A 20,831-nucleotide genomic window follows, 5' to 3' on the forward strand; every position below is an offset into this window, starting at 1 on the left:
GCTGGATGTCCATTGCTCTCAAGCCCAAAGATCCAGGTTCTCTTCGGCAAAGGAGACAGCGCCCTCAATGGAAATCTCTATAAACTCCTCTTCATTCAGGAATGAAGCCAGGACGTTTCCTTTACCCTGGCCGGAATCCAACTGACTCAGCCAATACGCCATTCCTTCACTATCGGCCTCTCTACCCAGCACGTTTGCATAAAGGTACTGAATAAATTCATTGTCAGAGACATCCCCGTTGGCGTCCATGTCCATCGCAGCCTGCATTTCACTTGACCAGAAAAACTCATCGCCTATCTGTTCTATGGACGAACCGTCCTGACATCTTCCCTGCCAATATGAGAAGCCACCTTTATCCGGAGATCGCCCCAGTGCGGCGGCATAGATGCGGTAAAGTTGAAAGCTTTCAGCATTGACAATGGCATTGTCGCCGACAATAAAGCCTTCATTCCAATCGATGCGGTTGTCCTGATCGGTATCTATCAATGCATAATCCAGCATATCGGCTGGTTCAGACGTGTATGTATAGTAGCGGTAATCGCTCTCTGCAATTACGTACAACTGATCATTTTCATATATCAGATTTTCAATATGGTAATCTTCGGGCTCTTCGACGACCGTCTGGCGCTCACCAACTCTATTGCCAAAGTTATCAAACTGATCAATATATATCCCTCGGTTGAAAACCCCGTCATCAGTTCCATCATAGGCATGCGCGACTACAAATCCGCCATTGTCTATGCTTGCAATTTCAAAATTCCATGAAGACTCGCTAATTTCAACAAGATCCGAGACCGCATTGCCTTCGGGGGTAAATATCTGAAACTTGAACAGGTCGCCAATATTGTAGGTGTAGACAAAGTTTCCGTTTGCTAAGGGAATCATCTCGATAGAAGAGAAAAAGCTTATCTCCGATGGAATCTTTATCTCTTCGGATACTGAAACGTTGTCACTATCATCTATGGTTACAGTCCTGAAATAAATATCCCTTCCCCAGAAGCCATAATGATAAGCGATAAGAAAGGACCCGTCTGACAGTTTGGTTAGGGATGGGTTTCTATAGTTTTCATCATCGTTGCCATTATCAACGATGACCGTGTCTGATAATTTTTCACCGTCCTGACTGTATACGCTTAGCGTCAGCGTGTCGTCAGTCTTGTACTCCCCGATCTCTCCGTCATTCAGAACGGTAATTCCACCCCATAAAACTACTGTATCTCCACTGCCACTAATATCGACAACGCTTCTACCTACATCGTCGTATGCAGACCCTTCTCCTATGGTTATCAATGGGCTAGTGGGGGTACCGTAGGAGTCGAAGTTTCTAAAGTACCAACCGTAGTCAGCCGATTCATTTGCAACAAGCTTAATAGTAAAGCTTCCATCATCCCCAACAGCGAGGTCATGAGTCCACAACGTCTGACCCGAAACCAAATTAGAGATACTGACAGCGGACCTGCTAGAGCCTTCGATGCCACCCTCAACCATCTCATAGTAACCACGATAATTACCAATCCCACGTCCCAGGCTCCAACCAATTATAGAGGTGCCAGATCCGTTGGTATCATATAAGAAAAATCCGCCTGCATCTCCTAAAATGCTATCCGTAAACATAAAGATTCCTTTCTAAATGAGTTTGATAATCAAAAATATATAGTTGTTGGGATGCTTGATATAGGCATCCCAGTATTGGATTGACTTACTGACTAAATTTCAGTGCTACCCGGCACCGCGCAACCTTACTAGCTCGCCACCCACAAGTCGGTGTTGGCCGCTGCAAATTCGCCCACCAGGGATTGGGTTTGACCAATAAACTCTTCACCGTTAACGAACTCGGCCAGGACCAGGCCTTTACTAACATCGTCAGCTAATCGGCCCAACCAAAAGAGTGCGCCCGCCTCGTCGGGTTGCCGCCCGAGCACATTGCCGTACAGATGGGCTATATACTCTTCGTCGGTCACGGTGCCGCTTGCATCGGTATCCATCTGCTGCTGCATTTCGGCGGACCAGTAAAAGCCCTCGGCTATTTCCGCCAGTGACTGCTGTTCCACCTGCTGGTCCCAGTAATCGAAGCCGCCGCGATCCGGCGTGCGTCCCAGTGCCGCGCTGTAGAGGCGGATCAGCTGGACCGCTTCCGCATCGATTAGATAATCCCCGTTAACGATCAACGCCTCATCGTAATCCTGGGTGGCATTGCCATTGCTATCGACAATATGCAGGGTGATATTATCGCTCGATGCCAGTACCGTACTGGTCTCCTGCGGCAACCTGCTCAGGATGGCGTCGCTCGGGGCGACGATGGTCGGGCCAAAAATCTGTACGAAAACGTCGGTATCCTGGCTGTCCTCCGTTGCTGTCTCACTGAGATCATCCCAGGCCAGTAGGAACCCGCCATTCTCTAAGGGTTCGATCTTTGGTTCGGTATAGATGGGGGAGCCATCGCGGTATTGTGCCAGCTCGAAGCCGTTTCCCAGCGGGGTAAAATTCTGGTCGAAGTACTGGCCGTTGATCTGCCAGGGATCGTCGGCTAATGGGTGGCTGTTCCAGGTCACTAGAAAGTTTCCGTCAGCCAGTTTCGTCATCTGGGGGCGAAACTCATCCTTCACCTCACCGGAGCTGATCCGCACCGGTTCTGCCATTGGGACGCCATCCGCATCGAACACACGGTAATAGACGAAATAATCACCAACGGCCCAGTAATCCTCGTAGCCTTCCACCGCCTGGTCGCGCTGTTGCCATACTACTGCAAACCCGCCGCTGGCAAGAGCGACAACCTGGTTAGAGACCGTCATCGAGCTGTCACTGGGCGGCTCCGCCACGAGCTGCTGATCCCCCTTCGGGCTCAGGCTCGAATCAAGAAAGCGGTAATAGAGTACCGAAGAGTTGACGCCGTTGCCGTTATCGGAGTCCCACACCGCGATATGGCGGCCATCCGCCAGCTGGGCGATCTGGGCACCCTCCTGGTTTTCCGGCAGTGAAGCGTTCAGCAGCACCTCGGAACGCACGTTGACCAGCGTATTGCCACGCAACTCATACAAGGCGCCCGCCACGTCCCAGTCATCACTTCCGCCGGAGAAGCTGGAACTCCAGTTGGAGTAACCGGCGACAATCCGGTTATCATCGTTCTGCCAGAGGGAGATAGAACGTAGCCCACTATCGAAGCTGGCGAAGTGAGTTTTCGGGGTGACGACATTGCCGTCGGTATCGAAGAGCGTCGCGTAGTAGTTGTAGTCACCATTTCCACTGGCTCGCCAAACCATCAGGAATCTGTCTTCAACGGCCAGGATATCCGAGACAGAGCGGCGATCAGAGCTGTCATTCGACAGGCTCGCATCCAGCAAAATGGCATCGCCAGTCGATGAGAAGATACTGAAATAGTCCTGAAGAACCCCAAGCGCCACTCTTTCAGACCAGGCCACCATAAAGGTACCGTCAGGCAAGACAGCTATTTCTGCTCCGAACTGCGGATCGGTAGAGGTTGAGTGAGCGATGAGCACATCGCTACCCGTCTGAGGTATCAGATTCATAGGACTTTCCCTGTCGATTTTATTCAATGATGCAGCCCTATCGTCCATTAGGGTTTGCAAGCATCACCAATTCCAGCGGAAAAACTTTACACTTGTCCTGCCAGTACTGTCTACCGGCTGGTGTTTAACCAGCCACTGCTGGCGGATTTCTACCATTAAGGTCGACATCCCCGGATCTCCAATCACGCTTAATGGGCAACGGTCTCCAAACCGGCTTGCTGCTGTGCTGCCAGCAGCTGGTTCAGTTGTTCCATCATCTTTTTCAGTGTTTCCAGCTGATCGTCCACCGTCATCGCGTAGTGGGCGCGGGTGGCGGGGGCCGGTGTATAGTCGGTGAACTCGACATTCATCCACACCTGGCTCAGCGCCTGCAGCTTGTCTATCTGCAGCAGAATCTCCGCCTGCAGATCTTCCAATAGAACGGTCATCTTAACCTCCCTGTCCGATGCTTTTTCAGTACTCCCTCTGGTAGACACTAATATTAGCAATAAAGAACGAAATGTATCAAATAGATACTATAGGTATCTTAAGGGTCGTAGTCTTAAACAAGCGGATTGGCGAGTCTGGGCCTCTGGTTTCGGGAGGTGAGATGACTCTGCAACAAGCATTGGGCAAGGCGATCAGGATGCGTCGGCTGGAGGCCGAACTGTCACAGGAGCAGCTGGCTGAGCGTTGTGACGTGGAGCGGGCCTATATCTCCAATATCGAGCGTGCCAAGCGGCAACCCTCATTCAATACCCTGATGCTTATTGCGGCGGCACTGGAGGTCCCGCTGTCGGAACTGATCCGCGATGCCGAACAGCGAGCGGGCACAGGCCGGGAATAAGCCTGACCAGTCGTAATGTCCACTGCTAGTCCGCCTCGATAAAGAGTGTCTGGACCTCCACATCCAAGGCTCTGGCCAGCGCCGCCACTTCAAGGTCGGTCACCCGGCGCACCCGGGCTTCTATCTTTGCCAGTGAGCCGCGGCTGATAGGCCATTGCTGCAGGTGGCAGCGAGCCGTCAACTGTTCCTGCGTCAGCCCTTTTTGTTCACGTAGCTGTCTTACACGCGGTCCTACCAGATTCATTGTCTTGCTCCGTTAGCGGAGCTTGATTCTGGCAGAATAAAGTACGACTATTGCTCCTATATCGGAGCAAAGGTGGCAGGGATGAATCAGGAACAGATATCGACGGCGCAGCTGGCAGAGGAACTGCTGGAACTCTATGACCAGTTCAGTGAATTTTCCGACAGCTGTGCATTTCAGTGCGAGAGCATGGTCAGAGTTCAGGACGCGGCTGTTTCGGACAGGGCCTTGTTTAATGGCATGTTGCATTCGGCGGACTGGATGCGGCTACGCACCGCTTACTTCAAGCGCCGGTTGATGCGCTTGCAGCGCAGGGCGTCGCAGATAGCCGACAGAACCGCCGGGCACTGAAAGGCCGGGTGTGGCCGTAATACTGTCCACTTAAGTAACTGCGACGGTGACTATTGGGGTGACTTCAGTCGACTAGGAGCCCGCCGGGCTCCACAACGGCCTGCGGCGGTGGCGCACTGATACCCAAAGGGCACACCGAGTACGCCCTACTATGAAGGCCAATCTGTCAAACGCATATTCCATGACCTAACCGGTATCCAATGAAGGAAACCGGGGCTCGTTGAAGCGCGCTAAGGATGCGGGCTTTATCTGAACGGCATTAGGCGTAGTCGTTCAGACCGGTAGCTGTTAATGGGCTATTTCCGGAACACCGTCCGTTTCCGGCGTCTTGCTGCCATTGTGTGCTTTGGCGAAAGCTACAATCTCCTTCTCGACAACCCCTTTGATAGTGGTCACTCCCATCTCATTTAGCTTGCGCTGCACGTTGGTTACATAGCGTTCGACTTGCTTATCGCCGATGCTTTCGTAGTCCAGTGCCAGTAGCAGACCTTCAGCAGGAAGTTCCCCGTCCAACAGGTGCTCTGCTCGAGATAGCCAGGTATCCGCATGCTCAACCATCTTGGTTCGTGTCTTCTGATCAAAGGCGATCGGCTTGATTGCCGCTAGCGGCTTACCATTCCGAATCTTTACGAAGGGCAAGTTAACTTCGATTAAGCCACCACCCAATTTGGCCTTCTTATAAGCCTTGTCGAGATTGAACTGCTTTAGTTGCTCTCGTACACGTCGCTCGAGGGTGACCTCACGGTATTCCTTGTTGTTGAAGCTGCGCCCCACATAGTGGTCAAACAACTGATCGGCTTTAAGGCTGACCTTCGGTGTCAAGATTGCACGAAAGCTGGAAAACCTGACTAAGCCGCCTTTTTCACGAGTTAGCTCGTTGAAGACTTGCTTGCCGAGTTCTACGTCAGAAAGTTGAGATAGTAGCTCCTTGGTTCGTCCCAGTTCTCTGTCCAAAGATTCGCGGGCTGCCCGGTAGACCGCCGGGTCCATATCATGAAAGAAGCTTGTCACCCGGCCAAAGCGGGGCTGAGCCAAGCGATACTCAAGGAGGCCATTTGCGGGACAATAGACGGCAACGCCAATGTTGGCGAACTCCTCCGTCTCAACAAACGGTGCAAACCGTATGATTTTGTACTGGCATGCAAATTTTTTCATGTCAGCGCCCCCCAGAACTCGTCTTGTGTGTGCCGCGCGAGCGTCTCTTCAATATGTTTGAGTATAGTTTTGCTCGATGCGGAGGAGTCTACCCACTCTTGTGGTATTTCTCTAATAAATTCGGCCAATCTCTCTTTGGCCTTGTCGAACCTAAGGCCATATTCGGCCCTTGAGGCCAGATCCAGCGGCTGCTCATGTAGTGTTCCCCGGAACACGTGGCCATCCATGTCCTGTGCAGAGAAGGGCTCTTCGAATGACAAGTTAAAGTCAATCACCATCAGAGACTTGGTGACTGGGGTCATCAGTAGATTGATATTTCCGCCCATCTCGGTGAGATGTCGATCACTGTTCTGAATCCAGTAATCGAACATCAATATGTCACGCTTCAGTTGCAACGGAATTCGTGACAAATCGGAGAATAGCACGGTTTCGCATGGGGCTACCGAGTGGGACATAAAGCCATGTTCGAACTGCAGGTCACCTTGCCACTCCGGGGTGACAACCTGACGTAGCCCCATATCGATATAACCAATCTCAACAGTAGGCGTAGGTAGGCCGAACTCCGAGGCCAGATTGGCTGCAATCCATTCGCGAATCAATCCTTGCGCCGTTGAGTTCGACCCCTTCAGGAAGTACTGCTCGCCATCTTCACACTCGCAAATGAACGGTCTCAGAATCCCTTGTTCCTGATCACAACGATTAACGATTTCGATAACTTCAATCACTGATAGGTAAGCTCCCGCCTTCCCTGGTTGTCCAGACAACGCCTGACCTACAGGTACATATCCCTTGGGGCGGACTGTCGCATTCGCCCAGCCGCTGGTCGATCAACTTTGTAGACAATCCTAACAGCATCGTCACGTCCAATTGAAGCGCGTATCCGTTGCACTTGTGCGACTGCCTTGCCGACTGCTATAAGCAATTGACTACGCATGGGTCACAGGGAGGTCACGCATGCCACGTCCACCGAGACTGGAAATTCCAGGGCTACCCCACCACGTGGTGCAACGAGGCGTCGATCGCCAGGCGGTCTTTTTCGATGACGACTGCTACCACACTTATCTGCAGTACCTGCAGCAATACAGCTACAGGTACTGCCTGCGTGTTCACAGCTGGTGCCTGATGACCAATCACATCCACCTGCTGGTGACACCGAATTCTGAAAAAGGCATCAGCAAATTGATGCAGAGCCTGAACAGCGGCTATGCGCAGCTGATCAACCAGCGTTTCCGGCGGAGTGGCCATCTGTGGTCGGGGCGCTTCAAATCCAGCCTGATCGATTCGGATCACTATCTACTCACCTGCATGCGCTATATCGAGCTCAACCCAGTGCGGGCCGGGATGGTGACGCGGCCAGAAGACTACCGCTGGAGTTCCTACCGCCACAACGCGCTGGATGGTTGGCAGCCCTGGATCACACCGCACGAGATGTATACCGCCCTGGGTAAAAATCGGCGGGAGCGCCGGGCACATTATCGGGAGATCGTGCTGTCGCCGCTGGAAGAGGACCAGCTTGGCAGTTTACGCCAGGCAACGGAGCAGGGCAGGGTATTTGGTAGCGACCGCTTCCAGGCTCAGATCAGCGCCATGCTGGGTCGTGACCTGAGCCCGCGGAAGCGCGGTAGGCCGAGAAAGGAGGGATGATATTTAATTGGGTCTGACCCCTTTTTCTGAGACCCCTTTTTCTGGCGAAGCTGTTCGGCGGAGAGCTGGGACAGGTCGGGGGGCGTGGTCATGGCAGGGAGTGTGCCAGAGCGACAGCGGTCTGGCGATGCGCGAAACGGCCAATAGCGTCAGGCCAACGGTTGTGCTCCGCTCTTACAGCACGCTAATCACGCCGTCAGGGCCGATCCGCTGCCAGGGCAGCCCCTGCACCAGCGCGGCCAGCTGTTCAGGCGTCAGCACCAGCCGATCACCCCGCCAGGCCTCGGCCCAGCGGAACTTGCCCTGATTCAAGCGGCGGGCACAGAGCCAGACGCCGAGACCGTCATGGATCAGCACCTTCATGCGATTACCCCGTCGGTTGGCGAACAGATAAGCGCAGTGCGGCCGGGCACTGCCGAACACCTTCACCACCCGGGCCAGGGCGGTGTCCGGTCCGGCGCGCATATCCAGCGGCTCGGTGGCCAGCCAGATCTCGTCGATGCGGATCATCGCAGCAGATTCAGCAGCAGCGCCAAGCAGCCCTCGGCGTGGGAGGCCGGCCATTCGACCACCAGGGCACCGGTCGGGCGTGGAATCTCGATACGGATCCGGTCCGACATAGGCCCTTGTGGTGCAGTCGCTACCTTCGCACCTGAGCTGGCGGGCAACTTGAGCGGAACAAAGGCGGGATAACGCGTGCCCGAAGGCTGTTGCCGGGCCTTGCGGATCCAGGTCTGGACGAGATTGGCATTGAGGTCATGCTCGCGGGCGATGCGCGCCACGGAAGCGCCGGGCGCCAGGCAGGCAGCCACAACGGCAGCCTTGAACTCGGGCGCGTGCCGGCGGCGCTTACGAACAGTGTCAGTCATCATCGTAGGTGCCCACTTAAAAATAGATGGGCACCTATTGTTAGCGGCTGAGATGCATGAAAGAAGGTGTGTTTACCGGACGGTTACTCTGCAGATGAGTTTTTGTACGCTACAGTAATATCTGTTTTAAGTTGGGGTGTTTACGGGGCGGAAAACAAAAAACCGCTACCCCGAAAAGTAGCGGTTTTAGTTAGTCTGTAGTGTCTAGGCGTTTTTTACTAGTCTAGACATGCAACATCTATTTAGATGAAGTCAGCTACAGTCAAGGCGCCAACTTCAACGCCTTCGATGATACCGATCAGGTTGATCTCCGAAGCAACCAGATTAGTGTCAGTACCGGCACCGTTACCGTGGTACAGGATCGCATCGCCGTCCTGGTACGCGATGATCAGCAGGTCTTCATCGTTACCAGCAGTAGTGATGGTGCCTGCAGTGGTACCACTGGTTGCGCCCAATGCGGACAGCAGGTTAGTACCGTTCAAGGAGTTGGCAGACAGGTCGTCCAGGTCTACACCGCTGGAGAACTCGAACGACAGCTCAACTACGGCTACCGGGTCAGCAACGGTAACGTTACCGGCAGTTGTCAGGGCTGTAAACTCGTTTGCAGCAGCACCACCGGCAGTGATGTCATCATTACCGCCCGCACCCAGAGTGCTGAATGCAGTACCGTTCAGGTCCAGGCTGTCAGTTGCTACGTCGAAGTTCTTGATGATCTTGTAGTTAGCGTTTACAGCGTCAGCAGTTGCCAGTGTGATGCTAACGGTATCGTTGCCAGTACCCAGATCGATAGTATCGCGACCTGTGGTAACCGCGATAGTATCGTTACCTGCGCCACCGTTCAGGATGTCATCGCCAGAGCCTGAAGTAATAGTGTCGTCGTTGCTACCACCAGTGATAGACACGCCGTCGGTATCGCCGGACAGGTCGATAGCCTGCTTACCAGTTGCAGCAGAAGCGTCTACGGTCTGCTGACCAGCCAGGTTTGCACCACCCTGAACAGTCAGGGCGAAGTCACTGTCGCCAGAGATATTGATCTTGGTCAGATCGTTGGTTTCAGTGCCCAGCTCGACGCTGTTCTGTACAGAGCCACCTGAAGTAGCGGCACCAGTAGAAACGATATTCAGAGTTTCCAGACCATCAGATTGCAGGTCAGCGATATCGATATCGGTTTCTTTAGTGGTGTGGTCCAGCGTCAGCGTCATGCTGTTATCCTGACCAACCAGCGTCGCATCTTTGATGTTCAGGATGGTGGAAGTAGCCTGATCACCGGAAACCAGGATCGCACCAGCTGCGGCAGTAGAGATGTTGTTTACAGTTACTGCTGTAGATGCGCCCAGCTCCAGGTTTACAAAGGTGCTCAGGGCTTCGAAGTCCAGAGTATCGGTAGATACTTCGGCCTTCATCGTTTCGAAGCCAGTGAAGCCTGCTTTGTTGTTAGTGGTGATCAGGGTTGCGGATGCGTCACCAAATACCAGGGTGTCAGTGCCATCGCCACCGGCGATAGTGCCGGTAGAGGATGCCACAACAGCATTCAGGTCAACGGTATCATCACCAGCACCCAAGTTAATGGTGTTTGCGTTAGTGTTGATTGCGGTCAGCGTATCAGCACCAGAACCACCGGTGACAGTCGCCTTAGCGGCCAAGCCGTTCAGGGAAGCGCTGACGCCAGCAGTGCTTGCAGACGCATCGATAGTAGTTACAGCAGTGCTCAGATCGTTAGTGATAGTAACGGCGCTGTCACCGGTTACGGTGATGGTCTTGACGGTGTTGTCTGCACCTACATCACTTTCGGTGATGGTCAGCTTGGCACCAGTAGCATCCAAGTTCAGGGCAGTCGCGTTAGCGCCGTGATCCAGTTCTGCGATAGTGCTGTCGGAGCCGGATGCTTTAATGGCCAGAGTTTCAATACCATCGCCGATAGTCAGGTCGGAAGTAGCATCGAACTTGTCAACTTCTACAGTTGCAGCGTCGGAAGTACCAGTTACGCTATCGTAGTTAACAGTCACGTCGACAGTAGCGCCGGCATTGTTTACTACTTTGACAGTAGTGCCAGTAGAAGCGTTGCTGACAGTGAAGTCGTCGGTAATGCGATCCAGAGTCAGGTTGGTCATCTGGGCAGCATTTGCTGCGTTGAAAGTGCTAGCACCAGTACCTTCGGCAGCAGTCGTACGAACAACAACGTTTTCGATGTTCTTCAGAGTTGCGCCGGATACAGTGCCGGTAGTGTCGCTAACGATGCTCATAGTATCTGTGCCGCCAGCGCCGTCGATGGTGTCACCAACCTGCAGAGTATCGCCAGCAGCGATAGTGGCGGATTCCTGAGCAATAAAGGTATCGTTGTTAGCTGTACCAGTCAGGTTATCAACACCAGTAGTCAGCGTGAAAGTAGTACCTTCAACACCACCATTGCCCGCTTCAATCGCCGCGATGGTAGTAGCAACGTCGAAAGTTGCAGTGTCTGTAGAGGCATCTACAGTTGCCATCAGATCACGAGCGGTCTGAGCTGCGTCGTCGCCAGAGTAAGCGATGATCTCTGCAGAAGTATCCAGGGCGTCAGTGAAAGACTTAGCAACCGCCAGCTTGTTAGCAACGATGGTAGCGTCGTCGTTCTGGGCACCGTTCAGGATATCCAGCGCGATGGACTGAGCAGTCAGAGTGCCGTTAGCCAGGGCGTTGGAGTAGAACAGCAGACCTTCAACGTCGGCGTCGCGGCCGAACAGCTGGTTGAACAGAGTGTTAACAGTCTGTTCGTTGGTCTGGCCGCCGAACAGAGTGTTGGCTTCGGCGGAAGTGCCGAAGGCGTCGATGATTGCTGCCAGATCGCCGTTGGCTTCGTCCAGTTTTTCGGTCCAGAAAGTCAGGCCTACCGGATCAGCCGGACGGCCGTAGTAAGCAATGTAAACTTCCTGAACCTGATCGATAAAGTCAGATGCTGCCATCTTTCAAAACTCCTTAAGAAGTGATTCCAATTCACTTGGTCATATATGACAAAGCGACAACGCTTTGTGTTCAAACAGAGGCACAAGGCCTATATACGTGCCTCTGCATGTAAAGGGCGCTCTATCAAGAGAAGACGGAGCGCCCGCTACAAGCGGCTCCAATGTATAGACAGTGTACCGGGGTGTCAACGCACGCCGGGTTAAAAGCCACCGCAATACATAGGTGTTAGGCTGCATTGAAGCACGGGGCCTGGCACGGTTATGTGATGGCGGTCACATCCGTTGTTTATTGTTTTTCTTTTTTGCTGCCGGGTTGATTTGTGACGGGCTTTGCCGGGTGTGGCATGGCTTGGTTGGGTGGGTTCATGATTTTTTAACCGGTTGATTGTAGGGGCTTTGTCGTGGCGGTCGGGCGGGGCGGCGCTGGCCGGGTACTTAGGGTGTGGTTAAAAAACAGCCAGCTTTTGTTTCGGGGTTGTCATTTTGACGCTGTTATTCCGACCTATTTTATAGGTTATTTTTTAGCGTGGATGGAATCGGGAAAGCGGCCTTGATCTAAACCAAATGAGGGGGATTGGAATATCAGTGACCGCTAAATAAGTTGCAGTGGAATGAGTGCTCCATTAAACAGGTTCAGTTGTGTGTTGGTGATCTGATTCGCAGAGCTTCGACGGTTGGGTGTTGGTTAAAGGGCGGAGTGTTGCGTTTTCTTCGTCAGAGATGAGGTTGAAACGACAGGAGCATGGGCTGACGTTGTATGTCAGTTGTTACCGCTGTTGGGGCGCAGGATTCATTGATCGCCGCGGGGCGCGCCTCCTACCGGGTGTTGTGGACAGGCGGGGCTTTGTAGCGGCGGGCACTGACCGCGAGGGGATTGGCACCGTTCGTGGGTGTCGCCTGCAGAGCGGGCTGCTACGGCAGGGGGATTGTAGCAGCGGGCTTGGCATGCCCCTTGGGTACTGACCGCGATAGGGTTGGTACGGGCCGTGGGTGGTCGCCCTCGGAGCGGGCTGCTACGGCAGGGGGATTGTAGCAGCGGGCTTGGCATGCCCCTTGGGTACTGACCGCGATAGGGTTGGCATGGTTCGCGGTTGTCGCCCTCGGAGCGGGCTGCTACGGCAGGGGGAGCTGCGGCGGTGGGTTCTGGCCGCGATAGGGTTGGTACGGGCCGTGGGTGGTCGCCCTCGGAGTGGGCTGCTACGGCAGGGGCGTTCGTAGCAGCGGGCTCTGACCGCGACGGGGTGGCATGGTTCGCGGGTGATGCCCTTGCTTGGCTTTAGTTCGCGTTATGGCGGTCAGGATGTGCGTCAGGTAGTCGGCCAAGCGTTGTTTGTCGCGACTCATACCGGCTTCGCTTCGGCAAGGACGTTTGCCCGGAACTTCTCCGGCAGTGCTTTTGGTGTCAGTACGTCCACCGGTACGCCCAGGAGCTGTAGTAACTCATGCCGGATTGCGCCGATGTCGAAAAGAGTTGTTTCCGGCGTCGGATCGACAAGGAGATCCAGATCGCTGTCTTCGGTGTCTTCGCCATGGATGACGGAGCCGAAAACGCGGGCGTTCTGTGCATGGTGGGACGCCACAACGCGACGGATGGCATCCCGGTGGGTGGCAAGGGCTACGGAGGGTTTCATGGCGCTCTCCTCAACAGAATCCATTTCATAGTATCGGTAGGTCAAAAAGAAGAAAACCAGGATATCCGTGTTCGTTGGCGCGTTGATTTTTTGTCGTGTCGTCGCGGGCGCGCTTTATCACCGTGAGGGGGAAGTCGGGGCTTTGTAGCAGCGGGCTTGGCATGCCCCTTGGGTACTGACCGCGACAGATATCGGGATTGGTGCCAGGCTCCGGTCGTCCTCGGAGCGGGCTGCTACGGCTGGGGGGTATTCGCGTGGGCACAAAAAGCGTGCCCACCCTACCTGGTTAATGTCGCCGCGGGGCGCGCCTCCCACCGGGTGTTGTGGACAGGCGGGAGGTTTGTAGCAGTGGGCTCTGACCGCGACGGGGTTGGTATGGTCTGCGGGTATCGCTCCTCAATGCGACTTTACCTTAGTGTACAGGGCGTCCGGGGCAAGGTCGGCATCATTCGGCCAACAAACGGCACCGAATTCGTCCACGCTTGCCTGAGCGAAGAGTCGGGGGTCTTTCAACGGTTCGAACATTGGGCCGAACAGGCGGTCAGCAATGGAGACCTCTCCTTCTGTTCCATCGTCAAAGGTCAGCGCCAGGGTGTAGTCCTGCTTAGTTTTTACACTGGTTACTCTACGCACCTTTGTCACTCCAGTGGTTTGATCTTGTTAAGCGGGTGGTGTTTTTCCGCCAGTTTCCAGTCATCCCGGAGCTCTTGTCTGTGCTCGATAGCCCATTCAACAACAAGTGCTTTGGCGCGATTAGGCAAGGAGCCATCCAGGATTTCTAATGTCTCAATCGAGATAAGCGCCTCGTGTTCGCCATAATAGGCGTGAAAGTGAGGCGGGTTGTGATCGTCATAATACATCCGTATCAGGATGCCAAAAAACTCACTGATAGTCGGCATTGGCTGCATCTTACGTAATTATGTCGGTATTCTTCCGACGATTGCGGCAACAGGTCCGGTGTGCAGGTCTATCCCATCATAGCGGCAGTATCGCCGTAGCGCATTGTTGCGTTGCCAGATTGTAATTTCGCCGTGGGGTGCGCCTCCTGCCGGGTATTGTGGACAGGCGGGGCTTTGTAGCAGCGGGCTCTGACCGCGACAGGGTTGGCACCGTTCGTGGGTCTCGCCCTCGGAGCGGGCTGCTACGGTAGGGGTGTTTTTAGCAGCGGGTTCTGACCGCGACAGATATCGGGATTGGTGCCAGGCTCCGGTCGCCCTCGGAGCGGGCTGCTACGACTGGGGAATTCAAAAAAATCAGGGCTGCCAGAGCCACTGCCAGCGCAGGCCGCCCTGCCAGCCTTTGCTGTCGAACAGGTCGATATCCGAGCTCTCTTGCTGGTAGCCGGCCCAGACGGTCATCTGGTGCTGTTTGGCGATTGGGAACTGGTAGCGGGCTTCGGCGCGCATCTGTTCGCGGTCGCGTTTAACGTCGCCGAACAGCAGTTGGTTGAACGGCTTCTGGTCGTATTCCGCCTGCCATTCCACGTAGAGGTTGAGGGTGCCGTCGGCCAGTGGTCGGCGGGCATCCAGCCAGAGCCGGCCGATATCGCGGTCGCCGCCGCTACGGAACTCTCTGGCCGTGTCCCGGCCGTATTCGCCGGCCAGCTGCCACTGCCAGCCCAGCTGGTTCAGGCTGAGCTGCAGGCCGAGTTTTTGCTGGTCGCTGTCGCTCTGGTTGGTGGCGTCGACACTCTGCAGGGTCAGCCAGCCGGTGGTGGCGAGGTTGTCCTGCCAGCGCTGCAACAGTCGGGCCTGGAACCAGGTGTTGGTCTGGTTGCTGACATCGCCGGAGTCCAGCCACAGGCGGTAGAGCGACAGGCTGAGGCGGCGGTCGCTGCCGAGGCCGCGCTGGCCGTTGACGCCGATCAGGCCCCAGCGGCTGTTGTAATCGTCGAAGCGGTCGTATTGCTGTTCGCGCAGGGCGGTCCAGATCTGGGTCTGCCAGCTGTACAGCGGTTGGTCCCAGGAGAGCTGCAGGGTGGCGGCGGTGAAGCTGTCCTCCAGCGGCCGGCTGGCGTCGGAGATCTCCACGTCGAGGCCGCCGAGGTTGATGCTGTCATGGCTGGTGCCGTGGTTGATATTGGTCGAGTGGCCCAGTTCGATCTCAACCGCCGCCTGCAGCCGCCTGGGCGAGCGTTGCGATTGGGCCAGCCAGTTGCGATAGCGCTCCAGGATCAGTTCGATCGCCGGTGGTACCGCGAAGCGCTGTTCGATCTGTTGCAGGGTGGCCGCCAACGATTGCCGATCCTGGATGCGGAAATAGAGCGTGGCCAGGTCCAGCCAGGCGCCGGCATGGTTCGGGTTCTGCAGGGTGACCCGCTGAAAGGCATTGATGGCGGTGTTATGGTCGCTTTGCTGTAGTGCCCGCAGGCCCAGCTGATAGTTGAAATCGGCCAGATGGCTGCATTGGGCTTCATGGTCCAGCAGGTGTTGGTAGCCGCCAGTCAGCGCGCTGGCACAATCGTCGGCCTGGGCGCTGGTTGCGAATGCGCTGAATAGAAAGAGAACACAACCACTCAGCAGGCTGATGGCTTTCGGCGGTGGCGACATATTGAACTACTGCATCCCTGTATCAGGCGTCTGGCGGTAACTAAATTCTCACAGGGGTAGGCTGTATACCTGAATCGGCTGCTTGCGCCCGGGAATGGGCACCGCGCCGAGCGGTTTCATTCGTTGCTGCAATCCACTTGCGGGCAATAGATCTACCGTCTGCTGGCCCAACAGGATATGGACTTTCAGCTTGCGTGTCATCTGTTGCAGGCGGGCGGCGAGGTTGACCGCGTCGCCGATCACCGTGTAGCTGCGGCGGAACGTCGAGCCCATATCGCCGACGACCATCTCGCCGCTGTTTACCCCGATGCCGACGTCAAGCTCCGGCCAGCCGCGGGCCTGGAACGCCCTGGCCAGTTCGAGTACGGTCCGGTGGATATCGAGCGCCGCCTGGGTGGCCCGCTCGGCATGGCGCGGATCCGCCAGCGGCGCGCCCCAGAAAGCCATCAGCGCATCGCCCATATACTTGTCCACGGTACCGCCGTTGCGATGCACCGCCTCGGTCATCGCGCCCATCAGCTGGTTCATCAGCTGGGCCAGCTCTTCCGGCGGCATCTGCTCGGCCAGCGCGGTGAAGCCGCGCAGATCGGCGAACAGCACGCTCATGGTGCGTTTTTCCGCCACCAGGCCGACCGTGAGGTCGGGTTGCTTCATCAGTTTGTCGACCACCGCATCGGGTACGTAGGCGCTGAACAGCTTCTGCAGCCGGTTCTTCTGGCGGTAGTTCTGCCACAGATGCGGCGGCAGGTAGATGGCAAGTAACAGCAGGCTGGCGGCGAGCGATGGCCAGGCCCGGATCTGCTGCTGCTCCTGCCAGAGGTTCAGGCTGAACGCGAACCAGCCGGCGGTGACAATGCTCAGGCTGATCAGCGCCAGCAGGCCGTGGCCGTAGTTGAACAGCGTGGCGGCCAGCAGTAGCAGGACAACGCAGAGCAGCAGCTGGGCGCCAGGTTCCCAGCGGGGCTGGTAGGTCCAGCGCTGGTCGAGCAGGGCGAGCAGCAGGTTGGCATGGATCTCTACCGCCGGGTAGAGGCTGCTCACCGGGGTGGCGACCTGGTCGTACAGGCCGGTGGCGGTGGAGCCGATCAGCACGATAGCGCCGTCCAGTTGGGCCGGGTCGACGGCGCGCTGCAGAATCTCGCTGGCCGGAATGTACTGTACCGGCCGGCTTTCGGCGGGGTAGGGGATCAGCAGCATGCCGTCGTCATCGAGCGGCAACTGCAAAGGGCCGTTGCTGAGCAGGTTGCTGGCCTGGTTTATCTCGGTATCGCTCAGCCGGTAGCTGGCCGGCAGCTGCAGCAGCCGGCGGTACAGGTTGAGTGCCAGCATCTCGTAGTATTGACCTTGCCAGCGCACCAGTGGCGCGACGCGCCTGATGCGGCCGTCGGCGTCCACCCGGGGGGAGACATGGCCAGCCTGCCAGTCGAGTTCGGGATTGGCGCCGCTGCTGGCCAGGTAGCCGCTGGCAGTGGGGATGTTTTTTTTAATAGTTTCGAGATCGTGATCCAGAGTAACCGGGCTGGCCAACCGGCCGCGCTGCAGGGCTTGGCCGTCGCCGGCTTCATCGCTGCTGCCAAACTGGAAGGCCTGGGCGATGCTGATCGGTTGCGCCGGCAGCAGCGAGAACAGCGACTCGTCCTGGTCGGTACGGTCGGGGAACAGGATATCCACGCCGATCAGGCTGACCTGGTACTTCTCGGTGAGAGTCCGTAACAGTTCGGCGACCCGTTGCCGGGGCCAGGGCCAGCGGCCCTCCTGCGCCAGGCTCTGTTCGTCGATGTCGACGATGATTACTCGCGAGTCGGCGGTTGCCGGTTGTTCGGTGAAGCGGGCGGTTTTCAGGTCGTACCAGAACCAGCTGAGGCTCTCGCTGGCGGGCCAGAAGATCGACAGGCAAAGCAGCAGGGTGGCGCTAAGCGCCACCAGGTGCTGTTTCAGGTAGGGCAACGCTAGTCGGCTCGCTTCCAGTAGCTGACGCCGCTAATCCGGCTGTTGTCGGTCAGCTCTTTCTCGAACAGCAGACCGGCATCGAGGGCGTTTTCACCGATAAAGCCGCTCGCCCGGGTGTTGGACAGGCCGCTTTCGCTCTGTAGCAGCCCCTGGTCGCTCAACGAGCCGTAGGAGCGCAGCGACTCGGTGGTGCTCAGCGACGGGGCGTCTACGCCCATCTGCATGGCGAAGCGGTTCTGGTTGAAGTCGACCTCCAGCGCGGCGTTATTGACCGAGGCGGACTCGATATGGCTGCCGTTCTGGTAGACCGCTTCATAGTCATTCAGGTTGAAGGCGAAGCGGCCCTGGTCCGGTAGATTGAGATCGCCGGATTGCGGCCGGAACAGTGCGAAGTGGCTGTTGCTGCCGACCAGTTCATAGCCTTCGCGCAGCGCGAGTTGTGCATCCTGGGCGTCCAGTTCGGCAAAGTTGCTCCAGCGGCCCCACTCCACCCGGCCGGTGTTGGCCTGTTGGTTCGGCTGGATCTGCTGCCAGGTTTGCGCCAGTTTCAGCTGGCTGGTGCCGTCCAGTGACAGCCTGACCAGGGTACTGTGGTCGCCGCTGCCGAGCACCAGTACCAACTGGTCTTCATCGACGATACCGCCCTCCAACTGGAAGTCGCTGTCGCCGCCAAACAGCATACCGTTGTCGACTCGGCCGCGAATCAGCCGGTTGCCACCGGTGGCGGTGCTGACCCGGGCTTCGAACAGGCCGTTCTCGGCGTCAACGGTGAGGCTCTCCATGCTGAACGATTCCAGGTAGCTGCTGAAGTTGGCGGTTTGGGCGGAATCGATCTGCCACTGCGGTCGGTAGGTATAGGTCTGTTGCTGCAGGGCTTCGGGTGCGATATCCAGCATGATGCTGAGCTGGTCGTTGCCCAGGATATATCCGGGCTGCTGCTGCCAGAGCGGAATCAGCGACTTCAGGGTGTTGCCGTCGGTCTGGCCGAGAATCAGGTTCAGCGCCCAGCTTTTCTGCACGTCATCCCAGTTGGGCTGGGCCATCAGCTGCTGGACCACCTTCAGGGTCTGGGCATCGCCCCACCAGATGCCGGTCACCGCATCCAGCCCGGCGGTCAGTTTGCCGCTGTCTGCCTGGCCGGACTGGCTGGCGACGATATCCATCTGCCACAGCGAAGAGCCGATCGCGCGGGTTTCCGACGCGGTGCTGACTTGAGCCTGGGCAAGGTCGTCAAAGCTCCAGGTAACGCCGCCGATAGTGAAGTGGTCCTGCTGTAGCGGGCGGCGGTCGCTGCCGTCCAGCACACCGTCTCCATCGGTATCGGCGCTGAGCGGGTTGGTCTCCATCATCAGTTCGGTGACGTCGTTGATGCCGTCCTGGTCGGAGTCGGCCTGCAACGGGTCCATCAGCCAGTGCTGTTCGAGCACATCGGCGATGCCGTCGCCGTCGTCGTCCAGATCCCGCCAGTTGGCGATGCCGTCCTTATCGGTGTCGACCAACTGGGCAGGGTCATTCGGCTCGCTGTCCTGGTAGTCGGGGATGCCGTCGCGATCCTGGTCCTGGTCGAGCGACGCCTGCAGCAGGGCTTCGATCTCAGGCGGCAGGGAGAGCGGCTTTACGATGGCGGTGTCGTCGCTGGTATCGGTTTTCGGCGTTGTTGAACCGGAGCTTTCGAACAGCTCGTCGATCTGCGGCAGCAGTTGTTCAAGCTGGCCCTCCAGCAGGCGCGGAGACTCCGTGCCCTTGGTTAATTCGAGATAGGCGGCGGCCTGACCGGCGAACAGCTCGCGAACCTGGCTGCCCTGGCAGGCACCCAGCGCATCGGCGCTGCACTGATCGCCGAACGGCGACATGGCGATGCCGCCGCGGCTCACCATCACCCGGGAGATATCGGCGGAGGTAAACACGCTGAAATCGGTGCCGCGGATACCGATGGCGGCAACAGGAGTATTCAGCCGGAAATTGCCCTTGCTGCGTTCGCCCACACCGCCGGTGACACTGCGCAAGGTGCCCTGGCTCAGGTTCAGCTTGACCTTCTCGGACGTGGGTTGGCTCGGGTCGACGCTGTAGGCTTCAATGGTCAGGGTGCTGGAGGGGCGCAGGCTCAGGTAGCCGCCATCGGCCATCTTCAGCTGGATATGGCCGTTTTCACGGGTGATGATCCGGTCGCCGACGAAAACGTTCTGACCACGTTTGACCGGATGCTGAACCTGGTTGGCATCGAACCGCTCGCGTGCGCCGGTGGCGAAAAGCACGGTACCCGCCACTTGGGCAGCAACGGTCTGTGCGGGCTGCTCGGAGCCTGCAATCGCGTAGCTGTAGCTGGTCAAAGACATCAACAACCAACACAAGAAAGCGTTCCAGTTCATGTCTGGCACCTATTACTCTGTCAATCTATCCATGGGCAGGAGTACTAGACTCCCTCAAACGGGGCAACAAGAATGTGACGGGGATCACACTGCGTCTAAAAAATGAACAGGCCTGCTGTTATCGGGTGGCCGGACTGAATGCGATCACAGCAAGCGATTATAGGTGAAGTTCGGGGGCGGGCACAGGGCGATTGTTGGCCGGTGGGCTACTGGGTTCCGGCCCCGTAGCAGCGGGCTCTGACCGCGACAAGTCTCGGGATACGTACCAGGGGGCCGGTCGCCCTCGGAGCGGGCTGCTACGCATGGATTCCGTAGCAGCGGGCTTGGCATGCCCCTTGGGTACTGACTGCGACAAGTCTCGGGATTTGTACCGGGGGGCCGGTCGCCCTCGGAGCGGGCTGCTACCACAGGCCCTGTAGCAGCGGGCTCCGACCGCGATAAGTCTCAGGATTTGTACCGGGGAACCGGTCGCCCTCGGAGCGGGCTGCTACCACAGGCCCCGTAGCAGCGGGCTCCGACCGCGACAAGTCTCGGGATTCGTACCAGAGGGCCGGTCGCCCTCGGAGCGGGCTGCTACGCATGGATTCCGTAGCAGCGGGCTTGGCATGCCCCTTGGGCTCCGACCGCGACAAGTCTCGGGATTCGTACCAGAGGGCCGGTCGCCCTCGGAGCGGGCTGCTTGTATCTCTCGTTGATGGGTGATTAGCTACCGCCCATCGCAAGGAGCCGGTGAGCCAGGCGGGCTGCGAAGTCGAAAAGACTGCCCTGTAGATGAGGCCC

Annotated in this window: 18 protein-coding genes; 3 read left to right on the top strand and 15 right to left on the bottom strand. The window is 57.1% G+C overall.

Annotated elements, in window-relative coordinates:
• Positions 1-18: 18 nt before the first annotated feature.
• From K6T12_RS09375 to K6T12_RS09385, 3 genes are all read right to left on the bottom strand, one after another.
• Entirely contained in the window at positions 19-1,614 is a 1,596-nt protein-coding gene (locus tag K6T12_RS09375; RefSeq protein WP_222221762.1) for a DUF4214 domain-containing protein, read from the bottom strand.
• Between the two features lie 128 nt (positions 1,615-1,742).
• The gene (locus K6T12_RS09380) at positions 1,743-3,527 is read right to left on the bottom strand and encodes a DUF4214 domain-containing protein (RefSeq protein ID WP_222221764.1); all 1,785 of its coding nucleotides are present in this window, start codon (positions 3,525-3,527) and stop codon (positions 1,743-1,745) included.
• 188 nt (positions 3,528-3,715) lie between these two features.
• Positions 3,716-3,955, bottom strand: a complete 240-nt coding sequence (locus K6T12_RS09385; RefSeq protein ID WP_222221766.1) for a hypothetical protein — start codon at positions 3,953-3,955, stop codon at positions 3,716-3,718.
• Between the two features lie 161 nt (positions 3,956-4,116).
• Here K6T12_RS09385 and K6T12_RS09390 point away from each other — a divergent pair, with 161 nt between their 5' ends.
• The gene (locus K6T12_RS09390) at positions 4,117-4,353 is read left to right on the top strand and encodes a helix-turn-helix domain-containing protein (protein ID WP_222221768.1); all 237 of its coding nucleotides are present in this window, start codon (positions 4,117-4,119) and stop codon (positions 4,351-4,353) included.
• Between the two features lie 25 nt (positions 4,354-4,378).
• Here the strand turns inward: K6T12_RS09390 and K6T12_RS09395 are convergent, their stop codons facing one another.
• The gene (locus K6T12_RS09395; RefSeq protein ID WP_222221770.1) at positions 4,379-4,597 is read right to left on the bottom strand and encodes a helix-turn-helix domain-containing protein; all 219 of its coding nucleotides are present in this window, start codon (positions 4,595-4,597) and stop codon (positions 4,379-4,381) included.
• A gap of 81 nt (positions 4,598-4,678) precedes the next feature.
• Between K6T12_RS09395 and K6T12_RS09400 the strand changes: the two genes are divergently transcribed.
• Positions 4,679-4,945, top strand: a complete 267-nt coding sequence (locus tag K6T12_RS09400) for a hypothetical protein (RefSeq protein ID WP_222221772.1) — start codon at positions 4,679-4,681, stop codon at positions 4,943-4,945.
• A 288-nt stretch (positions 4,946-5,233) separates the two neighbouring features.
• Here K6T12_RS09400 and K6T12_RS09405 read toward each other — a convergent pair whose 3' ends face one another.
• Both K6T12_RS09405 and K6T12_RS09410 read right to left on the bottom strand, forming a co-directional pair.
• A complete protein-coding gene (locus tag K6T12_RS09405; protein ID WP_222221773.1) occupies positions 5,234-6,100 on the bottom strand; it encodes a DUF3037 domain-containing protein in 867 nt (288 codons plus the stop codon).
• On the bottom strand, positions 6,097-6,825 hold the full coding sequence (locus K6T12_RS09410) for a HipA family kinase (protein WP_222221775.1): 729 nt from the start codon (positions 6,823-6,825) through the stop codon (positions 6,097-6,099). Before K6T12_RS09410 ends, K6T12_RS09405 begins: the two co-directional genes overlap by 4 nt.
• Positions 6,826-7,054: 229 nt before the next feature.
• Here K6T12_RS09410 and K6T12_RS09415 point away from each other — a divergent pair, with 229 nt between their 5' ends.
• Entirely contained in the window at positions 7,055-7,744 is a 690-nt protein-coding gene (locus tag K6T12_RS09415) for an REP-associated tyrosine transposase (protein ID WP_222221777.1), read from the top strand.
• Between the two features lie 174 nt (positions 7,745-7,918).
• Here the strand turns inward: K6T12_RS09415 and tnpB are convergent, their stop codons facing one another.
• From tnpB to K6T12_RS09460, 9 genes are all read right to left on the bottom strand, one after another.
• Positions 7,919-8,254, bottom strand: a complete 336-nt coding sequence (gene tnpB, locus K6T12_RS09420; RefSeq protein WP_222221779.1) for an IS66 family insertion sequence element accessory protein TnpB — start codon at positions 8,252-8,254, stop codon at positions 7,919-7,921.
• Positions 8,251-8,616 (bottom strand): IS66-like element accessory protein TnpA, encoded by a 366-nt coding sequence (gene tnpA / locus K6T12_RS09425; RefSeq protein ID WP_222221781.1) that lies wholly within the window; start codon positions 8,614-8,616, stop codon positions 8,251-8,253. The genes tnpB and tnpA overlap by 4 nt, the downstream gene beginning before the upstream one ends.
• A 239-nt stretch (positions 8,617-8,855) precedes the next feature.
• The gene (locus K6T12_RS09430) at positions 8,856-11,552 is read right to left on the bottom strand and encodes a beta strand repeat-containing protein (RefSeq protein WP_222221783.1); all 2,697 of its coding nucleotides are present in this window, start codon (positions 11,550-11,552) and stop codon (positions 8,856-8,858) included.
• A gap of 1,340 nt (positions 11,553-12,892) precedes the next feature.
• A complete protein-coding gene (locus tag K6T12_RS09435) occupies positions 12,893-13,183 on the bottom strand; it encodes a nucleotidyltransferase family protein (protein WP_222221785.1) in 291 nt (96 codons plus the stop codon).
• A 396-nt stretch (positions 13,184-13,579) separates the two neighbouring features.
• Positions 13,580-13,816 carry a DUF2442 domain-containing protein gene (locus tag K6T12_RS09440; RefSeq protein ID WP_222221787.1) on the bottom strand — a complete coding sequence of 79 codons (237 nt, stop codon included), beginning with the start codon at positions 13,814-13,816 and terminating at the stop codon, positions 13,580-13,582.
• Positions 13,817-13,821: 5 nt separating this feature from the next.
• Positions 13,822-14,082, bottom strand: coding sequence for a DUF4160 domain-containing protein (locus K6T12_RS09445; protein WP_222221789.1), 261 nt, complete (start codon positions 14,080-14,082; stop codon positions 13,822-13,824).
• Between the two features lie 354 nt (positions 14,083-14,436).
• Positions 14,437-15,732, bottom strand: coding sequence for a tetratricopeptide repeat protein (locus K6T12_RS09450; RefSeq protein ID WP_222221791.1), 1,296 nt, complete (start codon positions 15,730-15,732; stop codon positions 14,437-14,439).
• A gap of 48 nt (positions 15,733-15,780) precedes the next feature.
• A complete protein-coding gene (locus K6T12_RS09455; protein ID WP_222221793.1) occupies positions 15,781-17,679 on the bottom strand; it encodes a CHASE2 domain-containing protein in 1,899 nt (632 codons plus the stop codon).
• A gap of 2 nt (positions 17,680-17,681) precedes the next feature.
• Positions 17,682-20,018 carry a FecR family protein gene (locus tag K6T12_RS09460; protein WP_222221795.1) on the bottom strand — a complete coding sequence of 779 codons (2,337 nt, stop codon included), beginning with the start codon at positions 20,016-20,018 and terminating at the stop codon, positions 17,682-17,684.
• Positions 20,019-20,831: the final 813 nt, after the last annotated feature.

Source organism: Marinobacterium arenosum, from assembly GCF_019795155.1.
Taxonomy (GTDB): Bacteria; Pseudomonadota; Gammaproteobacteria; order Pseudomonadales; family Balneatricaceae; genus Marinobacterium_C; species Marinobacterium_C arenosum.

Coding starts and splice junctions, on each gene's coding strand:
- K6T12_RS09395 (WP_222221770.1), bottom strand. CDS start 4,597: ATGAATCTGGTAGGACCGCGTGTAAGACAGCTACGTGAACAAAAAGGG.
- K6T12_RS09375 (WP_222221762.1), bottom strand. CDS start 1,614: ATGTTTACGGATAGCATTTTAGGAGATGCAGGCGGATTTTTCTTATAT.
- K6T12_RS09450 (WP_222221791.1), bottom strand. CDS start 15,732: ATGTCGCCACCGCCGAAAGCCATCAGCCTGCTGAGTGGTTGTGTTCTC.
- K6T12_RS09380 (WP_222221764.1), bottom strand. CDS start 3,527: ATGAATCTGATACCTCAGACGGGTAGCGATGTGCTCATCGCTCACTCA.
- tnpB (WP_222221779.1), bottom strand. CDS start 8,254: ATGATCCGCATCGACGAGATCTGGCTGGCCACCGAGCCGCTGGATATG.
- K6T12_RS09385 (WP_222221766.1), bottom strand. CDS start 3,955: ATGACCGTTCTATTGGAAGATCTGCAGGCGGAGATTCTGCTGCAGATA.
- K6T12_RS09400 (WP_222221772.1), top strand. CDS start 4,679: ATGAATCAGGAACAGATATCGACGGCGCAGCTGGCAGAGGAACTGCTG.
- K6T12_RS09435 (WP_222221785.1), bottom strand. CDS start 13,183: ATGAAACCCTCCGTAGCCCTTGCCACCCACCGGGATGCCATCCGTCGC.
- K6T12_RS09405 (WP_222221773.1), bottom strand. CDS start 6,100: ATGAAAAAATTTGCATGCCAGTACAAAATCATACGGTTTGCACCGTTT.
- tnpA (WP_222221781.1), bottom strand. CDS start 8,616: ATGATGACTGACACTGTTCGTAAGCGCCGCCGGCACGCGCCCGAGTTC.
- K6T12_RS09445 (WP_222221789.1), bottom strand. CDS start 14,082: ATGCCGACTATCAGTGAGTTTTTTGGCATCCTGATACGGATGTATTAT.
- K6T12_RS09430 (WP_222221783.1), bottom strand. CDS start 11,552: ATGGCAGCATCTGACTTTATCGATCAGGTTCAGGAAGTTTACATTGCT.
- K6T12_RS09415 (WP_222221777.1), top strand. CDS start 7,055: ATGCCACGTCCACCGAGACTGGAAATTCCAGGGCTACCCCACCACGTG.
- K6T12_RS09390 (WP_222221768.1), top strand. CDS start 4,117: ATGACTCTGCAACAAGCATTGGGCAAGGCGATCAGGATGCGTCGGCTG.
- K6T12_RS09460 (WP_222221795.1), bottom strand. CDS start 20,018: ATGTCTTTGACCAGCTACAGCTACGCGATTGCAGGCTCCGAGCAGCCC.